This window comes from Clostridium sp. (genome assembly GCF_036660475.1).
In the GTDB taxonomy this organism is placed as follows: domain Bacteria; phylum Bacillota; class Clostridia; order Clostridiales; family Clostridiaceae; genus Clostridium_J.
Map to the genome: position 1 here is coordinate 102,314 of NZ_JAVXAO010000004.1, position 20,295 is coordinate 122,608.

15 protein-coding genes and 1 pseudogene are annotated in these 20,295 nt (G+C 31.9%); all 16 read left to right on the top strand.

All coding sequences use genetic code 11. The features are described 5' to 3' along the window. Nucleotides 1–207 precede the first annotated feature (207 nt). The 16 genes and pseudogenes from RSA29_RS07485 to RSA29_RS07560 all read left to right on the top strand — a co-directional run bounded on the left by RSA29_RS07485 (nucleotide 208) and on the right by RSA29_RS07560 (nucleotide 20,288). Complete coding sequence (locus RSA29_RS07485) at nucleotides 208–1,188, top strand: hypothetical protein (RefSeq protein ID WP_346943413.1); 981 nt, start codon at nucleotides 208–210, stop codon at nucleotides 1,186–1,188. Next, nucleotides 1,169–1,507 (top strand): annotated as a pseudogene (locus tag RSA29_RS07490) (IS30 family transposase); the annotation flags it as partial. The gene RSA29_RS07485 and the pseudogene RSA29_RS07490, both read left to right, overlap by 20 nt. A gap of 380 nt (nucleotides 1,508–1,887) precedes the next feature. After that, a complete protein-coding gene (locus RSA29_RS07495) occupies nucleotides 1,888–2,082 on the top strand; it encodes a helix-turn-helix transcriptional regulator (protein ID WP_346943414.1) in 195 nt (64 codons plus the stop codon). A 2-nt stretch (nucleotides 2,083–2,084) separates the two neighbouring features. After that, a complete protein-coding gene (locus tag RSA29_RS07500; protein ID WP_346943415.1) occupies nucleotides 2,085–2,540 on the top strand; it encodes a DUF6773 family protein in 456 nt (151 codons plus the stop codon). 672 nt (nucleotides 2,541–3,212) lie between these two features. Further along, on the top strand, nucleotides 3,213–4,061 hold the full coding sequence (locus RSA29_RS07505; RefSeq protein ID WP_346943416.1) for a hypothetical protein: 849 nt from the start codon (nucleotides 3,213–3,215) through the stop codon (nucleotides 4,059–4,061). A gap of 570 nt (nucleotides 4,062–4,631) precedes the next feature. Then, nucleotides 4,632–5,327: a polyphosphate polymerase domain-containing protein gene (locus tag RSA29_RS07510; RefSeq protein WP_346943417.1), complete on the top strand. Its 696-nt coding sequence runs from the start codon at nucleotides 4,632–4,634 to the stop codon at nucleotides 5,325–5,327. 17 nt (nucleotides 5,328–5,344) lie between these two features. Continuing rightward, nucleotides 5,345–6,052, top strand: a complete 708-nt coding sequence (locus RSA29_RS07515) for a DUF4956 domain-containing protein (protein WP_346943418.1) — start codon at nucleotides 5,345–5,347, stop codon at nucleotides 6,050–6,052. Between the two features lie 7 nt (nucleotides 6,053–6,059). Then, on the top strand, nucleotides 6,060–7,562 hold the full coding sequence (locus tag RSA29_RS07520) for a CotH kinase family protein (protein WP_346943419.1): 1,503 nt from the start codon (nucleotides 6,060–6,062) through the stop codon (nucleotides 7,560–7,562). Continuing rightward, a complete protein-coding gene (locus RSA29_RS07525) occupies nucleotides 7,562–9,700 on the top strand; it encodes a family 2 glycosyl transferase (RefSeq protein WP_346943420.1) in 2,139 nt (712 codons plus the stop codon). Before RSA29_RS07520 ends, RSA29_RS07525 begins: the two co-directional genes overlap by 1 nt. A 43-nt stretch (nucleotides 9,701–9,743) precedes the next feature. Then, on the top strand, nucleotides 9,744–10,901 hold the full coding sequence (locus RSA29_RS07530; protein WP_346943421.1) for a hypothetical protein: 1,158 nt from the start codon (nucleotides 9,744–9,746) through the stop codon (nucleotides 10,899–10,901). 11 nt (nucleotides 10,902–10,912) lie between these two features. Next, complete coding sequence (locus RSA29_RS07535) at nucleotides 10,913–12,325, top strand: glycosyltransferase (RefSeq protein ID WP_346943422.1); 1,413 nt, start codon at nucleotides 10,913–10,915, stop codon at nucleotides 12,323–12,325. Between the two features lie 334 nt (nucleotides 12,326–12,659). Continuing rightward, the gene (locus RSA29_RS07540; RefSeq protein ID WP_346943423.1) at nucleotides 12,660–12,953 is read left to right on the top strand and encodes a helix-turn-helix domain-containing protein; all 294 of its coding nucleotides are present in this window, start codon (nucleotides 12,660–12,662) and stop codon (nucleotides 12,951–12,953) included. A 62-nt stretch (nucleotides 12,954–13,015) separates the two neighbouring features. Continuing rightward, nucleotides 13,016–15,169: a YhgE/Pip domain-containing protein gene (locus RSA29_RS07545; protein WP_346943424.1), complete on the top strand. Its 2,154-nt coding sequence runs from the start codon at nucleotides 13,016–13,018 to the stop codon at nucleotides 15,167–15,169. A gap of 242 nt (nucleotides 15,170–15,411) precedes the next feature. Continuing rightward, nucleotides 15,412–17,214: an oligoendopeptidase F gene (pepF, locus tag RSA29_RS07550; RefSeq protein WP_346943425.1), complete on the top strand. Its 1,803-nt coding sequence runs from the start codon at nucleotides 15,412–15,414 to the stop codon at nucleotides 17,212–17,214. A 407-nt stretch (nucleotides 17,215–17,621) separates the two neighbouring features. After that, a complete protein-coding gene (gene nhaC / locus RSA29_RS07555) occupies nucleotides 17,622–19,049 on the top strand; it encodes a Na+/H+ antiporter NhaC (RefSeq protein WP_346943426.1) in 1,428 nt (475 codons plus the stop codon). Between the two features lie 57 nt (nucleotides 19,050–19,106). After that, nucleotides 19,107–20,288, top strand: a complete 1,182-nt coding sequence (locus RSA29_RS07560; RefSeq protein WP_346943427.1) for a M20/M25/M40 family metallo-hydrolase — start codon at nucleotides 19,107–19,109, stop codon at nucleotides 20,286–20,288. Nucleotides 20,289–20,295 lie beyond the last annotated feature (7 nt).

Consider the following 20,295-nt stretch of genomic DNA (forward strand, 5'->3'; position numbering starts at 1 on the left):
TAAAGTTGTAAAATAAGTATTTTGATGGAAAATACTACATACAGCGCGTGTGTAGGGATTACATTGGCAATTCATTGCTACAGATTTGACAAATTATATCCAGCAATACGTCTCCATTGATGATTTATTTGTGTTTAGTGGTGAAGTGTTAGGAAATGGTAAGAATTACAGATAACAAATTTAGAAGAATGAAATGGAGATGTAAAAATGTCAATAATTAATTGGATGGATATTAAATGGGAAGATGTCATAAAAGCAATAGAGATTTTCAATAATGAAAATCCAGAGTATCCAAGCCCAAAGTCAACATTTCTTATATATAATGGCAAGAAACTGCCTGCCAAGCATATACGTGGAATGGCATATAAGGTGGCGTATGGAAAAGAAATCAGCAAGAATGATTTCGGCGGGGGGATGGAGACGGTTCGTTTTTTTGAAAGATTAGGATTTGAAGTGTTTTATACAGGTATATCGGAGCATATAGATACAAAATCAGCTATGAAGCAAAAGCAACAGAAACAGAAGGTTGAAAAGAAGATTGAAAAAGTACAATCGAAGTTACTTGAGTCTGGAAAACAGATATCAATCAGTACGATTAAAATTCCATCAAAAGCTGGAATAGAACAGAAAAATGCATTACAGCTGTTGCTTAATAGAATGTTTAATGGGGATATCGTATGTGAAAAAACATTCCCTTGGTTGAAGACACCAGATGCAATCGAAGGAGATTATGAAAATCTATATAAATCGATATCTGAATATAGAGGAGATAAAGCATTTGCAAAGAGGAATGTAAAATTACGGTGTGACTTCGTTTGTGAAAGTGAAAAATTGATTATTGAGTATGATGAAAGGCAGCATTTTTCGGGGGCAAGGAAAGTATCATTGTTGGCTTATCTGGATATTCTAGTATATTTTGATAGACAACTATGGATACAGGCATGTAATGATATAAATGCAAAAGATGGACAGCGGGTCAATCGGAATGAAGTAAGAGCTTATTATGATAGCACAAGAGATATTGAATCCAGCAAGTATGGATATAAGTTAGTTAGGATAATGCATGGACAGATAGATTTTGAAGCCGTTGGAGCAGAAGAAAGTTTGAGAAAACTATTAAATATAAGATCGGAAGTTAGGGGAAATTCTAACACACAGAGTAGCAAGCTCAAGTCCCAAAGCAATTGAACATAGGGAATCTACACCATTTTGGCGTACTAATGTATTTTACTGTGATGCGGATAGCCCTTATCAAAAATGAGCTATTGAAGTAAATCATGAATTAATACGAAGAGTACTTCCGAAAGGAACAAGTTTTAATAACCTTACCCAGGAAGATATGAATCTGATGATGAATCATATCAATTCATACAAAAGAAAAAAGCTGAATAATCGCAGTCCATACGAAACATTCAGCTTTTATCAAGGAGAAGAAGTTTTGCATAAACTTGGATGCGCACCGGTTTCCGCCAGTGACATCATGTTAAAACCTACTTTTCTAAAATAATAATGCGTGCCGCCAACCACTAATATATCTAAGGATTTGAGGGGTGGATTCTCCGATTACAAAAAAATCGAGAGGGAGTCAACCTCCATTTGGCATGCTTATTTTTAATATAATACTTCAATAAATGTGAAAAATCAAACTGCATTTTGATTACAAAAACTGCAGCTCATTTACAAAGCATGCATTTCGGATACAAAAGTGGCGTTTCATTTACAAATATTTAGTTGTCAGTTACAAAGATTGCTTTTCAATTTACAAAGTGGCATCTTGTGTTACTATTGAGTTGATAAAATTTTAAAAGAATGATATATAAAACTAAATGCAAGATATAATTGACAAAATGTTAATAAAAATATATATTTAAAAGGAGGAGGTATTATATGAAAAATAAAAAAATGAAAATAGCAAGGCTAGAAATGGATATGAATCAAGAAGACTTAGCAAATGCTGTTGGTGTTACTAGACAAACAATTGGAATGATAGAATCAGGGAAATACAATCCAACCCTAAATCTTTGTGTATCTATATGTAAAGTTTTAAATAAAACTTTAAATGATTTATTTTGGGAGGAGTAAATATGAAAAATAATCAAATTAATGATGAGAGAGTGATTAATCAGAAAAGAAAAATAAGTGGTGAAGCATATTTGTTAGTAATGATATTTTTATTAAGCTCTATATTAATAAAACAATTCATACTACATTCAGAGTTTAATGAATATGCAGTAGAATTTATTGCTTTCTTTGGTTCAAGTATATATATTGTTGTTCGTAATATTTTTGCTGGAAATGATTTATATGGTAAAGATAAGAAAAGATTACCTATTATAAATAGTATTATTGCAGGTGCTAGTGTAACTTTTACTTTAGCTTTGTTACGATACAAAGAATTTAATACTATAAATGATTTTATTTTAGAGTCAACTACAGTATTTATTTGCGCAGCTTTACCATCATTATTTCTGTTCTATATAGCTAATAAAATAACTCAAAAAAGAATTAAATATATAGAAAATAAATATGATGAAGAGTAATACATAACTTAAGATGCAAATATTGTTATTTATAGGTATTACCATAAAGGTTTCTTGTTCAAGGGAATGTGAAAATGTATAAATAGCAATCTCAAGTCCCAAAGTCCTCTCGCAATGATACCAGGGGTGTAAATTCTTCCAGCGACAAGCTGTCAAAACAAAAAGAGATAAGAAGAGAATTATCAGAAATGGTGGTTCTCTTTTGAATTTAGATAAGGTGAAAGAAATATTGTTTAGGATTTTATTTATTGTTTTATATTTTGTTGCTCCATTTTCATGTTTTCATGTTTTTATGTTTTTATGTTCTTAGGGGGTTCAACGCTTAGGGATAACTAGGTTTGAGGCCTCTAGAGAAAATGCTAATTTGGGTGTTGTTTCTAATTGAAAATTCTATTGAAATTATTTAAATGATGGAATATTAGAAGAAGAGATGAATAAAAATCTTATCTGTTTATTTTTTAAGATGCTTTAATCATTGGGGTGGTGTTTTAGTTTATAAAAGAGAACTTAATCAGGTATTGTAAGATAACTGGAGATTTGCTATGATAAAAATCGGTGATTTTAAAGGGGATTGAAATTATGGTAGCTGAGCATAGAGAGCTTTGTTAGATTGTTGTACAAGCACTTAAAGGATAAAGGCCTAAGAGAGACAGAAAGGTGGCATTTTAAGACATGTGGATTGGAGTACAAATTATTATATTTATTTCATTAGTAGCTATTTCAGTGGTTTTACCTGAAAAGGTGTATATGACGGTGGTAGGTATTGGTATTATATTTACTATATTTGCGGTTTTTGTAAATTGGCTACTGGTAGTTCAAATTATTAATATTTCAGTAGCAGGAGCAATTGGAATATCAATCATTGAAAAAAGAGGCAAGCTATTTAATTATATGTATAAGGGAATATTAAGAATTGATGATGAAGGGAATAAGCTTAAAGCTAATGAAGATTCCAAGGGCATTAGAATAACAGTAATATGTGCTTTAATTATTGTGGTTCTTTACTTTTGGAATTTTTATATTGTTAATGGTGAATTTGTTAGTTATTTTAATTCGCCCTTAGAGATCATTAGATATTATAATTTTTTTGATATTGTAAGATATATTGATTTATTTGGAGGTGTGATGCTTCTATATTATGCATGGACATATAGAAGTCATGGCATTGATGTATTTGTTAAACCCGCATTTATTAACGTTGGAATCATGATATTTTACACACTATATTATGGTTTTGCACAGGGAGATTTAGGTTATCTTATTAGGAATTGGTTTGTAGCATTTACATTTGCACTTATTCTAATAATTTTTATTTTAAGGGTGAATAATATTTTGAAATCAAAGGCAATTGCAGTGGCAGCTTGTTTTGTGCCTGTTGTTATTGCAATAATATTAACTTTTCAGCATAAACTTCCCTTTGCTGATGATAGTGGTTATGTGGCAGCTGGTTTTTTAGTTTCAATCATAGCTTACTGCACAGCCTACGGAGCATTAATGACTACCTTTGAAAGAAGGAAATAGGCTTGAAAAAATTATCATTATTTCTATAATGAAACAGATGAGATGAATAAAAATCTTGTCTGTTTATTTTTAATCAATAAGGTGGGTTTTTAACATGTAATGATCTATTACTAATCCCTACTACATATATAAGCAAATTCTGAAAGTAAGCTTCCAGAATAAGGTCCTCAAGGTCCAGTGATTTTTAGAAAAGCACTAGTTAAGGAGTGAAAACGTATGTTTGTGTCAAGGATTTAGATGATGATATTTCTTTTATATAAACATTGTTATATAATTATTGCAAGGATTATGTTTATGTATTGAAATGTCATAAATATTAAGCAAAAATGCAGATTCAGAGGATGTGCTAAAAAAGATGGTAGAGGAAAATAATTACATTGAAAAACTTTCGATATATTGATGACTATGAGCCAGTATAAGGAAGGTACCAGATATAAATAGATGGAACTGGCATCTTTTTTTCACCTATAAACATATATTTGAAAAATATTGTATTAATTTTCATAAAAGTGTAAAATTAGACTAAAATATATTTAAAAAATCAGGAAAATTTAAGGTTGGGAGAAAATTATGTATACTATATTAAGACGAGAGGAAAAGTATTTAGTTACTTTAAGTGAAGCTATGCATTTTAGTAAGATATTTGATCAAGTGTTGCATAGGGACAACTATTCTAAAAATGGAAGCTATACTGTGCGTTCCTTGTATTTTGATACAACGAACGATAGGGATTTCTTTGATAAAATTAATGAACAGGAGTTGAGAAGAAAAATTCGTTTGCGAATTTATAACCCAAAGGATAAAACAGCTAAGCTTGAGTTGAAGCAAAAGCAGAATGTTTTTCAAAAGAAGCGCTCATTGACTATTGACAGGGAAGATGCTAGAGAATTGATTAATGGGAATATATCAGTTTTATTAAAATACGGAAATGAATTTGCAGCTGAAATGTATAGCATTATGTCTATGGAATGCTATAGGCCTAAAACAATTGTTGAGTATCAGCGAAATGCATTTATGTCAAAGGAAAATAACATCAGAATTACTTTTGATACTAATATTCAGGCCACAGAGAGTAATTTTGATTTATTTGACGAAAATTTATTATTAAGCAATGTTTTAGATATAAATAGCACTATCATCGAGGTAAAGTATGACAAGTTTATGCTTGGATACATTTCTGAAATTATTAGTTGTATTAATCGTAGAAGTGTATCATCAAGCAAGTATTGTTTAGCTAGGTCTATAGGCTATCCATTATATTTATAAATTACTAGGGGGATCTTATGAACAAATATTTATATGACATAATTAATAGTTCCGGTAGCTTAAGCGTAGAGGATATTGCTTTACGTATTGGGTTTTCGGTAGCGATGGGAATGATGATTTTTTTATCATACAGGTTAACTCATAAAGGAACAATTTACAGCCATAAATTTAATATTACATTATTAACACTTACAGTTTTAACTACAACAGTTATGACTGTTATAGGAAATAATGTTGCCCTATCACTTGGGATGGTTGGTGCGTTATCAATTATACGTTTCCGTACATCGATTAAAGACAGCAGGGACACAATTTATATATTTTGGACAATCATTGTGGGGATTTGTTCAGGGGTAGGAGATTATGCAGTGGCATCAATTGGGAGTGGTGCAGTATTTTTAGTATTGCTACTATTTGGATGTGTAATAAATAATAATCGTATTTTATTAATTGTGAAGGGTTCAAGGTTTTTAGAACAAGATATTAGAAAGGCTATTTTCGAATATTTTCCAAAGGCACCAGTTTTAAAGGTTCAAAACAGTACACCAGAAAAGCTTGAACTGATTTACGAGATAGATAGAAAAATCATAGATAATGCGCAAAAGAGAGAAAATCAGTGTGCAATAGCAGAACAACGTCCAAATCGTACTATTTTAGAAATTTTATATGGTCTAGGTGATGTGGATTATGTAAATATCGTAGTTCAAAGTGATGAAATAACGTAGGTGGCTTATGAAGTATAAAGTCATATATATATTATCACTTATTTTTATGATAATAACTGCTATTTCCTTTGAAAGAGTGCCTTTTAAAAGTAACCGCTATCATCAGCATAAGGAAGCAGCGTCAAAGTCAGTATGCAATGTACATAATGATGATGTATTCTGTACTCATCTTCCACTTATGAATATTACAACAGAGGGGCCAATGCCGAGTCCATTTATAACAGATGAAAATGGAACTCCTTTAAAGGATACTAAGGGAAGCACTATTCAAAATGATGAAATGGTGGCTGCAAAGGTGGAGTATTTTGATAAAAGTACAGGAAACAATCATATCACAGACACTCCTGCAATTTTTGAAAAAGCATTAATTCGTCCAAGGGGAAGAAGCTCTCGTAGTCACGATAAAAAAGGGTATTATTTAAAATTTAAAGAGGAAAATTGTATTGATAATAAAAATGTTGCGATTTCAGGGATGACAGAGGATAGTGATTGGGTTTTACACGGACCATATCTTGATAAAACCTTAATTCGTAACTATTTGGCCTATAATCTGGCAGGAGAAATTATGGAATACAGCCCAAATGCTCGTTTCTTTGAAATGTTTATAAATGGAGAATACCAAGGGGTATATGTACTAATTGAAAAGAATCAATATAACGATGAGGGCAGAATAAAGGTTACAGAAACTGATATTAATATGACTAGTACATCTTACATTCTTGCCTTAGATACGGGAAGTAAGGATGAACTTCATAGATTAGAAACCTTTACTTATTATACAGGTAAAAATGGCAGGAGAAGTAGCTTAAGTGAACAGCTTGAAATAGTATATCCTTCAACAACATTAACTGAAGTACAAAAGGAGTATATTCAAAATGATATGTCAAAGTTTGAAAAGGCTCTTTCCTCCTTTGATTCAGGTGATAAAAAAACAGGATACCCAAGCTTTATTGATGTTCAATCCTTTATTGATTATTTTATTATTAATGAATTTACAATGAATTCTGATGCGGCAAGATTATCTACTTACTTTTACAAGGATATTAGAGGGAAAATGAAAATTGCAGTCTGGGATTTTAACTCTGCTTTTGATAATTATATTACATCAATGTCGGAGCCACACGGATTTTTAATGGCAGATAAATTTTGGTATGAATACTTATTGAAAGATAAAAACTTCGTAGATGCTATTGTTAAAAGGTATGGAGAGTTAAGGAAAACTTTCTTAAGTGATGAATATTTGCTGAATTATATTGATGAAACCATTGAATATTTAGGACCAGCTATTGATAGGAACTATGAAAAATGGGGATATACTTTTTCAGAGGAGCACAATATGTTAGAGCCAGATGAACGTAATCCGGAAAATTATGAAGAAGCAGTAAAGCAATTAAAAGATGCTATTGTAGAGCGAGGGGCATATTTAGATAAAAATATTGAAACACTGTATGCTTTAGCTCATGATTCAATAAATAAAAAATTCAAGCATAATACAGGGGAGGTTAAATAATGAAGAAATACTTGATTTTAGTTTTTACCTGTATTATCTGCTATGTGTTATATGATTACACCATTTATTACAATGGGAATTTCTACATAGCTTATCAAGGCGAAGTTCAAAGTCATTCTAAAGCAGAAGATGGGAAACTATGGATTGATGACGGTAATGGTTATGAAGTTTTTGACCTCCGTGGAGTAAATTTAGGTCTTGGAAAACCAGGTAAATTTGCAACGGAATATAGTATATCTAAAGAGGAATATTTGCGTTGGTTTGAGCAGATACAGGCAATGGGAGCCAATGCAATTCGTACCTATACATTAGCTCATGAAGAATTCTATGAAGCTTTTTATGAGTATAATGTGAATAATAATGACCCTCTGTATCTTATTCATGGGGTATGGGTTGATGATTATATGTTAAATTCCCATAGAGGTGCTTTTGATGATGAGTTTTACAAAGAGTTTCTAAATAGTTGTAAGGATATTGTAGATGTTACTCATGGGCGGCTTAAAAAATTAGGCTTTGGTAATAATGGATCTCAAAGTTATGACAAGGATATTTCACCCTGGGTATATGGTTATATAATCGGTGTTGAGTGGGAGGGTGACATAGTTGCTTTTACCAATGAGACAGGACCAGTGCTGCCACAATACAAAGGGGAGTATATGTACACTGAAAATGCAAGGAACTTTGAAATTTTTCTGGCAATGATTGGTGATGAGATGATAAGCTATGAAACCAAAAAGTATGGTACACAGAGTACTATCGCCTTTGCAAACTGGCCAACAACGGACCCTTTTGAATATCCAGAAAAGATTTTGATAGAGTCTGGTAAATATGCACAAATTGATGTTGATAACATAAAGGCAACGGATAAATTCTTAAGTGGTCAATATGCATCCTATCATATTTATCCTTACTATCCAGATTTCGAGTGGTATGTTGACCCAACTATAGAAAATACCTATTTAGAGTATTTGACAAAGATAAATGAACATCATGATGTACCTGTTGTGATTTCTGAATTTGGAGTTCCTTCAAGCCGTGGTATGGCATCCTATGAGGAGAATAGAAACCTTGCAAGAGATCAAGGAAGATTAAGCGAACATGAACAAGGCGAAGCAATTATATCCATGTATGAAGACATTAAAGCATCTGGTTCAGCTGGAGGAATTGTGTTTATATGGCAGGATGAATGGTTTAAAAGAACCTGGAATACTATGGAGGGCGTAGATTTAGAGAACGGAGCTTTTTGGAGTAACTATCAGACCAATGAGCAGTACTTTGGACTTCTTTCCTTTGACCCAGGAAAAGAGACTAGTATTTGTTATGTGGATGGAAATAAATCAGATTGGACAAATGAGAATATTGTATCAGAGGATGAGGACTATAGAACATCTATGAAATATGATGAGAAATTCCTTTACTTTTTAGTGGAGAAGGAAGGATTTAATATAAATACAGATAAGCTGTATATTCCTATTGATACCACACCTAAAACAGGAGCAGAAATTATTAGTACACCATATGAATTGAAGGCAGATAAAGGAACAGACTTTGTAATTGTAATTAATGGAGAAGAAGAAAGTAAAGTTTTAGTACAAGAACGATATGATTTTATAGAAATTATGTATGGAGATTTAAAAGGGGCTTTAGCTTATGAAGAACCACCTGAAAAGAATTCTCCTAATTTTTCACCAATTCAACTTCCCCTAAATGAATTAAATTATTTTAATGATGATGTAGAAATTTCTTTTAATGAATTTGATTTAAGTAACGAAAAACATAAAAAAAAGTCTGAAACCTATGAAACAGGAAAATTAACCTATGGCAACGCAAATCCAAGGTCAGAAGATTTTAACTCCTTAGCAGATTTCTGTGGTGGTGATGGTTTTGTGGAAATAAAGCTTCCTTGGCAACTTTTAAATTTCTCTGACCCATCTGAAATGAAGATTCATGATGATTATTATGAGTGTTTTGGTATTGAAGATATTAAAATTAATGAAATGAATGTTGGGGTAGGAGAAGGAACACAATTAATAAAAATGAAACCTTTTATACTGAAAAAAATAGGTAGAAATCCTGAGTATCATGAAAGACTAAAAGAATCTTACTATATACTGAAGAATTATTGGACAAGCAATTAATGTATCTTGTATTTTAGAAAAAATTAAAGAGAGGGGGGCTATAATGAATATTATTATTGAAAGTTATATATTTCTTTGTGTGATGCTATTGATTTTTGATATTGGATTTTTAGTAGTTAAGAATACTAGAAACCATAAATATTATCCACAAGACGATAAATTCAAAATAATCATACAAAATGAATTTGAAGGGTATAGCAAAGGAAATGGATTAAGTAATGCCTTTAAGGAACAGTTACCTAAAAAGATAAAGAAAACTAGAAATTTAGTTATCTTACAAAACCAATTAGAAGATGTAAAAAACTTTAGGGAAGAGATTTCCTTAGAACTACGTCCATTTATCTTTGATGAGCTTGAAAATTATAAAGAGAAATCAGATTATGAGCAGGCCTATTATACCTATGTTATTTCAAAACTTGATTATAGCAAATATAAAGCAGATTATACCTTCTGTTCAAAATTCATAACTTTTTTAGATAGTAAATCTCTTTATACATTTACAAACACGATGAATGCAATTTATAGATTTGGAGACCACAACCTTATGTCCTTAGGAATTGAAAAGGTTAATGACAGGAATGGATTCTATCATAAGAAGCTGTTTGTTGATGGATTATTGACTTTTAGTGGTAATTATGACCAGTTAAATGAATTGATTAAGTATAAATTTTACAAGTACTCTCCAAGTGTTCAAGAAAGCTTGCTGGATTATTTTAGATTGAAAAATGTTAATGCTTCAGAGATATGTATAGATATTTTGAAAAATAAGAAGGCAGATTCACAAGTTTTATATTCTGCAATGAGATATTTTGCAAAATATCCAGATATAAAATCAAAAGAAGTATTTATAGATATTTTACAAAGGAACAATGATGTGTGGATTGAGCATATGCTTGCAATACAAGGCTTAAAACATTATAGTGATTCACGGGTGAAATCCTTAGTTGGAGCCAAGATTATAAGTTCAAACTGGTATGTAAGAACAAATGCTGTGTCTTATCTTCATGACCAAAATATAAGTAAAGAGGATATTTGCAACATTTTATTCATTAAGGATAAGTATGCCAATGAAGCACTGTTGTATCAATATAAAGATGACCTGGAAATGTCAGCCTATATTATGAATACTGTGGAGATCCTTAATGGTGAAGAAATTGAAAGTAAAGAAATTGAAGGTGACTTTGTAGCGGTATGTAAATAAGGGGGAAAACTATGTTTAGTTTTTTACAAGAAATGTTTACTCTTGAAACGGTAAAAACAATCTTAATATATGTAGAAATATTTTTTGTTATCTACCTTTTGGGGTATTCCACATTTTTGTTTGTATCGGTTGTTTCAGGAGGAAATGAACTATTTGAAAATATAAAGAAGAAAAAGTTGAGAAATGAAATTAATCATGATTATTATGTACCAATAAGTGTTATTGTACCTGCATATAATGAAGAGTTAACTATTGTAGAAACCATTAAATCACTTTTAAATCTAGATTATAAAATTTATGAAATTATTGTTGTTAATGATGGTTCAAAGGATAAAACTTTAGATACTGTAATAAATACTTTTAACTTGCAGGCAGTTAAAAGACCAATAAGAAGACAGCTTCAGTGTAAAGATGCAATTGCGGTTTATGAGAATGTCGGAGGGAATAAAGTTCAGATTACCGTGATAAATAAGGTTAATGGAGGAAAGGCAGATTCTATAAACATGGGGATTAATGCATCAAAATATCCTTACTTTGTTTGTATGGATGCAGACTCTATTCTGCAGGAAGACTCCCTTAGGAAAATAGCTGTTCCTGTTCTTGAAAATCAAAATGTTGTTGCAGTAGGAAGTATGATCAGGATTTCAAATGACAGTGTTTTTAAGAATGGAAAATTAGTTCAATTACGTTTGCCTAAAAAGCTGATTCCTGCACTGCAAGTGTTAGAATATGAACGTTCGTTTTTGGCTTCTCGAATTTTATTAGATAAATTTAATGCAAACCTGATTATTTCAGGAGCTTTTGGTTTATTTAAAAAAGATGCGGTTATTTCTGTAGGTGGCTACAAGGTAACCTCCATGGGAGAAGATATGGAGCTTATTGTGAAGCTTCATTCTTACTATCGTTCAAATAAATTACCATATAAAATTAAATATGCTTACGATGCCGTATGTTGGACACAAGCACCGGAAAGGCTTCGTGATTTAATAAAGCAAAGAAAAAGATGGCACATTGGACTTTTGCAAAGCCTTACCCAGCATAAAAGCTTACTTACATCAGGAAGCTATTGGTACTATTTGATTTATGAGCTTTTATCTCCATTTGTAGAGTTAGTGGGCATGGCTGTAACACTTCTTGCAATGGCTTTTGGTTTATTAAATATAAAGTTTATGATAATGTTCTTCTTAGTATATGCTTTATTTGGTTCAATGCTTACGGTAATTTCCTTTCTTACAAGGAACTTCTTAAGTAATGAGAAAATAAAATTTATAGATGTTATTAAAGCATTTTTATTGTGTATTCCTGAAAATATAGTATTACGTTTTATTATGGCATGGACAAGAATATTTGCTATTTTATTCTATAGAGGAAAGAAAACTAAGTGGGGTTCTATTAAACGTGTAAAGATTAATTATAATACATAAAGTGGCAAGCTTAAGTCAAAGGTACTCTAGCGATGACACTAGGTGTGTAAATCCTTCTAGTCTAAATTTGCATATTAAATGAAACAGATGAGATGAATTAAAATCTTGTCTGTTTATTTTTTATGATAAAAAGCCATACACTCATATTTGTTATTAGAAGGGAGTTGATATACATGGTAGTATCTAGTATACAAAAACTTTTTTAAAAGTAACAAAGGGATTAAAGTGATGTTAAAGTAAGTCAAAATGATGCCAATTTCAGTTATGGGTTGTAAAAATAAAAAAAAAGAGTATAATAAGTAATAAATTATAGGACATGCAAGGAGAGGAAGTTTTGGAGAAGGAAATATTAAACATGCAAGAAGTTTGTGAGCTTTTAAATGTAAGTGAGAAGACTATGATAAAGGTTTTGCAGGAAGAAAACATACCGGCTAGAAAGATTGGTAGAGAGTGGAGGTTTAGTAAAACGGCAGTAATAGAGTGGATAGGAAGTGGAAACTCTGTTGAGTACAAAAATCAAGAAGATGGGGCAGCAATAGATAGATATGAAAAAGAGACAAGTAAGTTATTAGAACTTTTAGATAGAGTTCACGAAAAAATTAATGTAATTAAGAAAAATACAATGTAGAGTTAACGAAATTAAAAAAACGTAAGAAAAAATAAGTTTTAATTTATGAAAGGCGCAGTAAGATGAAGAATGTATTCAAAATTTATAAGGATGATTTAAAAAGAGTGTTTTCTAGTTATGCAGCAATAATTGTTATAGCAGCACTTTGCATACTACCTTCCCTATATGCTTGGTTTAATATAGCGGCATCCTGGGATCCATATTCAGAGGAGGCAACAAGTGGAATAAAAATTGGGGTAGTAAATAATGATGATGGAACTACCTTAAAGGATAAAGAAATAAACATAGGTAATGAAGTTATTGATGAGCTTAAAAATAATAAAAGCTTAGGGTGGCAATTTGTTAGTGAGGAAGATGCTAAAAATTCTGTAGAAAACGGAAAATATTACGCAATGATAACTATTCCTGAAAACTTCTCTAAAGACTTAACTTCAATAGTTACAGATGAAGTGAAAAAAGGGGAAATAATATATGAAGTTAATGAAAAAATAAATGCCATAGCACCAAAATTAACAGATAAAGGGGCTACAGGTGTACAAGAAAATGTAAGTAAGGCTGTAGTAGAAGCAGTTAGTCATGCCATTTTTGGAGTTGGTAATAGTCTTGGAATAGAGCTGGAAAATCAAATTCCTAAAATATCAACATTACATAATTCACTATTAGAGTTACAGGGTAAGTTTAATGGCATAAATGAAACAACAGATTTGGCATATGATGGTGCAACAAAATTAGATGAATTAATAAAAGAAATACAAAAAGATATACCACTAATTCAAGATACTATTAAAAATGCAGAGGGGTTAAGTTCGAGTATAGAAGAATTTTTAGTGGGATCAAAGGATGGAGTAAATAAAATAGCACCAATAATAAAAGATGATATTAACATAATAAATGAAATATCTACAGATGTTTCAAAATACACTGAAGGTGTGATAAATGCAATTAACTCTGGTTCTGAAAAAGTTCCTGAAATGATAGATAGCTTAATAGGTAAGGTTAATGGTATGGAAGACATAACAGAATCATTAATAAATCTTCTTGGAAAGTTAAACAAACTAAGCCCTTTAAAGCCGCTAGATAAGCTTATTGGTGATTTGCAAACTGTTAGTAATACCTTAAATGATGCAATACAATCATTAAATACAGCAAAGGACAATGCTATAAACGGAATAAAGCCAGATTTGAGTCTTTTAAACAATGTAATAACTCTATCTAACAGGGTATCTTCCATAACATCAGAGATATACAATAGTTTTGATACTACAATTATTCCAAAGTTAAATGAAATTTTTGATAAGGGATATGAGGTGGCAGAAAATGCTGTTTTAATATTAAAAGAAGCAGAAAATAAACTACCTGAGGTAGAAGATATATTAAACATTGCCTATAAAGGTGTGGGAAATGGTATAGAAGGTTTAGATTATGTAAAAGAAGTTCTTCCAAAATCAGAAGAGATGATTAATGATTTAACAGAAAAAATAGGAGAAATAGATAATAACCAGGAACTAAATGAAATTATTGACCTATTAAAAGCTAATGTGCAAAAAAGAAGCGATTTCTTATCTAATCCAGTAAACATTATAGAGCATAAAATATTCCCTATAGCTAACTATGGTACAGCTATGACACCATTTTATTCTGTACTATCTTTATGGGTAGGAATATTACTTTTAGTTTCCATACTAACAGTAAATTCAAAAGGAGAATATAAAGTACATGAAGTGTACTTTGGTAAGCTATTACTATTTTCAACTATTGCAGCTATTCAAGGATTAATAGTGGCACTAGGAGATTTATATTTATTAAAAATAACCTGTGCAAATCCAGCACTATTTGTAGCAGGAAATGTATTTACAAGTATTGTGTTTACGTTTATTGTGTATTCATTAGTATCTGTCTTTGGAAATGTAGGTAAGGTTATGGGTATAATACTCTTGGTTCTTCAAGTAGCAGGATCTGGAGGAACCTTCCCAATACAATTAACACCAAAGTTTTTCCAAGTCATAAATCCGTATCTACCATTCACATATGCCATATCCTTCTCTAGGGAAGCAATAGGCGGAGTAGTTCAAACTGTGTTAAGTAGAGATATTATAATCTTATTAATATACATTGCTTTAGGGTTAATAATGGCAATTGTGCTTAAGAAGCCTATTAATAAGCTTTTACATGGATTTGTGGAGAATTTTGAGAAAAGTGAAATTGGGGAGCATTAAATTCAAATCTTTATCTCCTTGACTGGAGGTATGTAAATAAAAAATGGAGCCAGAAAGTCAGTATGACAATCTAGCTCCATTTTATAGTTCATATGAGTAAGTGTTTCAAATAATATATCTTGTTTAAATTAAAAAATAGATTGCATAAAATATATATCAAACAATAAACATTATAACGTGGAAATCATACCCAATAAATACTATAATAAAGTTGTAGGTATATCTAGAAGGGGGTAATGTTAATGGGAAAAGTTTTACTTGAAAGAAAAGATGTAGACCCAGGGATGACTTGGGATTTATCTGCTATTTATGGAACGGTGGAAGAATTTCAGAATGATGTTAAAAGGATGAGTGAACTTTCACAAAAAATACAACAAGAGTATAGAGGGAAATTGAATACTGCAGATACAATTAATGGGTGCTTAGATGAACTGAGAGAGCTATATAAAGTTATGGTATTAACAGTGAATTATGCAGAGCTTGCAGTGGCAGTAGACTATACAAACAATGAAAATCAAGATAGAAGTTCTAAGACAATGAATTTAATTGCTGAAATTGAAAGTGGTCTTAGTTTTGTTGATAGTGAAATAATAGAGGCAGATGATCAGGTTCTTGATGCCGCTATAAATTCATCTAAAGAAAATAGCAATTATTTAAAAGAAAAGAGAAGAAGCAAGGCTCATGCACTTCATCCAGAGGCAGAAAGAGTGTTGGCAGCTTTATCTGAAACATTACAAGGGCCTTATAAAATCTATGAGCAGGCTAAGCTTGCTGATATGGATTTTAAGAGTTTTCAGGTTAATGGAGAAACTCATCCACTTAGTTATTCGCTTTATGAAAATAATTATGAGTATGAAAAGGATACAGAGGTTAGAAGGGCTGCTTTTAATGAATTCTCTAATAAGTTAAGAGAATATAAGAACACAACCGCTACGGCATATCAGCTTCAAGTACAGAAGGAAAAAACCATGGCGAGCCTAAGGGGCTTTGATTCAGTGATTGACAGTTTATTGTTCCCGCAGCAAGTTGGAAGGGATTTATATGATAGGCAGATAGATTTAATAATGGAGAATCTTGCACCTCATATGAGAAAGTATGCAAGACTGCTTAAAAAGATACATGGTTTAGAGGAAATGACTTTTGCAGATTTGAAGATTACAGTTGACCCTGAGTATGATCCAGATGTAACTGTTGAAGAGTCTAAAAAGTATATTGAAGATGCCTTAGCTATTTTAGGTGATGATTATTTAGATATGGTTAAAAGGGCATATAGTGAAAGATGGGTTGATTTTGCACAAAATAAGGGGAAATCCACAGGTGGATTTTGTTCATCACCATATGGAAGTCATTCCTTTATATTATTGTCATGGAGTGAGAAGATGTCAGAGGTATTTACGCTAGCACATGAACTCGGACATGCAGGACACTTTAGCCTTTGTAATGAAGCACAAAATATATTTGATACAGATGTTTCAATGTATTTTGTTGAGGCACCATCTACTATGAATGAACTTCTTATGGCAAATTATCTTTTAAAATCTAGTGATGATAAGAGATTTAGAAGATGGGTGTTATCTTCAATGATCTCAAACACTTATTATCATAATTTTGTTACTCACCTGTTAGAAGCTGCTTATCAAAGGGAAGTATACAAAGTAATTGATGCAGGTGGAAGTGTTCAAGCTGAAACCCTTAGTAAAATTAAGAAGGATGTCCTTGAAAAATTCTGGGGTGAGGATGTGAAAATAATAGATGGGGCAGAGCTTACATGGATGAGACAACCTCACTATTATATGGGCCTTTATTCTTACACATATAGTGCAGGTCTTACCATAGGAACAGAAGTGAGTAAGAGGATTTTAGAAGAGGGCCAGCCAGCTATAGAGGATTGGAGAAAAGTACTTAAGGCAGGTGGATCTAAGACACCGGTTGAGCTTGCAAAGATGGCAGGGGTAGATATAACTACTGATAAGCCTCTTCTTGATACAATTGATTATATTGGAAGTATTATTGATGAAATAGTTAAACTAACAGAGGAAATGTAGGAAGCAGATAAAACTCTCCATATTATATACAATGATATTAAATATACATCATAGATATAAATTGAATCTAAAAAAGATGACTCCTGTTCATGCAGGGGTCATTTTTAAATACTGCAAACAGCATGATATGGTTATAAAATGACTATTCTTGTTAGTGGGATTGCTTTGGGCGTATTTATTATATGTGGGTTTATTTATGATGTATGGGGTATTTCTTGGATAGTATATCTAGTTATTAGTAATACATATAAAAGTAAAGGTTTAACAAGTGTTTAGTAGCGGTTTAAAAATATTTTGCAATTAGTTTAAATTGCTAGAAAAAAATATTAGAATATTTGAAATATACAAATTTATCACCATAAGTTAAAATGTTTAAATGATACTATTGAAAAAAAGGAGGTAATAATATGACTAAAAATGAAACTAAGAGACCATCTTTCGGTGTATCATTCGTAATTTTATTATTCTTAATTGTTGTTTTGGTGGCTCAAGTAATTGCTACAGGAAGCCCAAGTATTCGTATGACATTAATTTATTCTACGGCATTTGCGGCACTTGTACTTATGGTGACGGGAACATCTTGGAAAATTATTGAAGAGGGCATACTGCATGGTTGTTCAATTGCAGCAGTACCTAATGTTATTATGATCCTTATTGGTATGCTTATACCAGCATGGATAGCAGCGGGGAGTATTCCAGCGCTTATATATTATGGACTTCAGATTATTAATCCATCGTTTTTTCTAGTAACGGTTGCAATTGTTTGCTCAGTTGCATCTATTTCAACTGGTAGCAGTTATACAACGGGTGCTACATTTGGAGTTGCGTTTATTGGAATTAGTATAGGACTAGGTATACCAACTTATATGACTGCTGGTGCTGTTATTAGTGGAGCTATAATTGGGGATAAGCTATCTCCATTATCAGATTCAACTAACTTGGCTGCAGGAGTATGTGAAACAAATTTATTTGATCATATTAAGAGTATGATGTATACAACTATTCCAGCCTTTGTAATTTCATTGGTTTTATATGCAGTAATAGGGTTACGTTATTCAGCTGATAGTATTGATACTTCAGCAGTTCAGGTTATCTTAGATGGAATTTCACAGAACTTTAATATAACACCATTATATGCAATTGTTGCGATTATACCTATGGCTATAGTAATAGTTCTTGGTTTAAAGAAGGTTAATGCTATTATAACTATGGTTATAGCAGGTGTTGTTGGAATGATTATTGCAATAGTTATGCAAAAGCATGGAATTCTTGAGATGATAAACTTTATGGATTCTGGATATATCATGAATACAGGTATAGCAGACGTTGATAAGCTTCTTAGTAGAGGTGGTATTCAGTCAATGATGTGGACTGTTTCAGTAGCTATTCTTGGTATGATATATGGCGGAGTTCTAGAGAAAGCGGGCGTACTAGATGTACTTTTAGATAAAATGGTTGCTATAACTAAGTCAGCAAGAAGCTTAATTATAACTCATGTATTTTCTAGTATAATTATTAATTTGTTATCTGCTAGTCAATATGTAGCTATTTTAATACCAGGAAGAATGTTCTTACCAGCATATAAGAAACTAGGTATAGATTTAAAAGTTGCTTCAAGAACCTGTGAGGATTCGGCTACGGTTACGTCACCTCTTGTACCATGGGGTTTATGCGGGGTTTATTTTGCAGGAGTCCTTGGGGTTGATACATTAGCTTATTTACCTTATACATTCTTAGCTCTTCTTGTACCTTTAATATCTATATTCTATGCTTGCACAGGAATATTTATATTTAAAAAAGAGGTAAAAACAGATAATAAGAATGCACAAGCTTAAGGAAAGAAAATATGAATTGTAATATAAAAAAATTTAAAAAGGGAAAAGGCAAAATATATGATTAATAAAGTTGAAACCACGGAATTGTTGAAAAAACTAGTTTCTATTTCTAGCCCATATTTTGAAGAGCAGGAAATAATGGAATATGCAAAAGCTTGGTTCTGCAAGATGGGGATGAAGGCATTTATCCATGAATATCATGAAGATAAGGTAACTGGATATCATGGGCAAAATGTACTATTGGAATTAGAGGGAACTAAACCAGGGCCTGTTATATGTTTGAATGGGCATCTTGATTCAGTTAAGTTATGTAACGGTTGGACAAAGGATTCCTTTGGAGAAGTAATAGAGGACAAATTGTATGGACTTGGAGCTCTTGATATGAAGTCGGGCTGTGCATCTATCATGGTTGCGGTGGAGCATTTCTTTAAAGAGCATAAAGACTTTGCAGGAAAGATTAAAGTATCCTTGGTATCAGTGGAGGAAGGGCCTTATGGAATGGGAACCAACGCTTTAATAGAGGATGGATACTTAGATGATGTGGATTTTTCTATAATCACTGAGCCAAGTGCAGGTTTTACAGGAAAGCCATTTCCAGATTTGTGTTTAGGTGCAAGGGGAGGCTATGGGCTTGAGATAGAGTTCTACGGTAAATCAGCTCATGCGGCATCCCCTGAAAATGGAATAAGTGCTGTTGAAGATGCTGCTAAGGTAGTTTTAGAGTTAAAAAATATTGAATATGTGGAAGATCCACATTTGGGAAAGGGCACTTGTTGTGTGGTGGCAATAAACTCTGATGGTGGGGCATGCAGTGTTCCAGATTTTGCTTCTATTAAAATGTTTTGGCATATAGTTGTGGGTGAAGGTCCAGATACAATTACAAAACAAATTGAGGAAGCCATTAAAAGGGCTGGGGTTCAGTGCCAGTATAAAATAAAATTTAGGGAAGCTCCTTCAGAGAACTCAAAGGGATATATGCCATATACCGTATCTGAAGATGATATTATGGTAGGTAAGTTTATTGAATCTATTACTAAGGTTACAGATAAAAAACCATCTATTTCATATTTTAGCAGTATAGGTGACTTTTGTTATCTTGGTACTAGGATTAATGCACCTGCAGTTATATTTGGTGCAGCTGGGGAGAATTATCACAGTGAGGATGAGTATGTTACATTAGACAGTGTCCACAAAACTTCAGAAGTAATTTTTGATTTTTTAGTGAAAACATTAGTTTAAAGTTAAT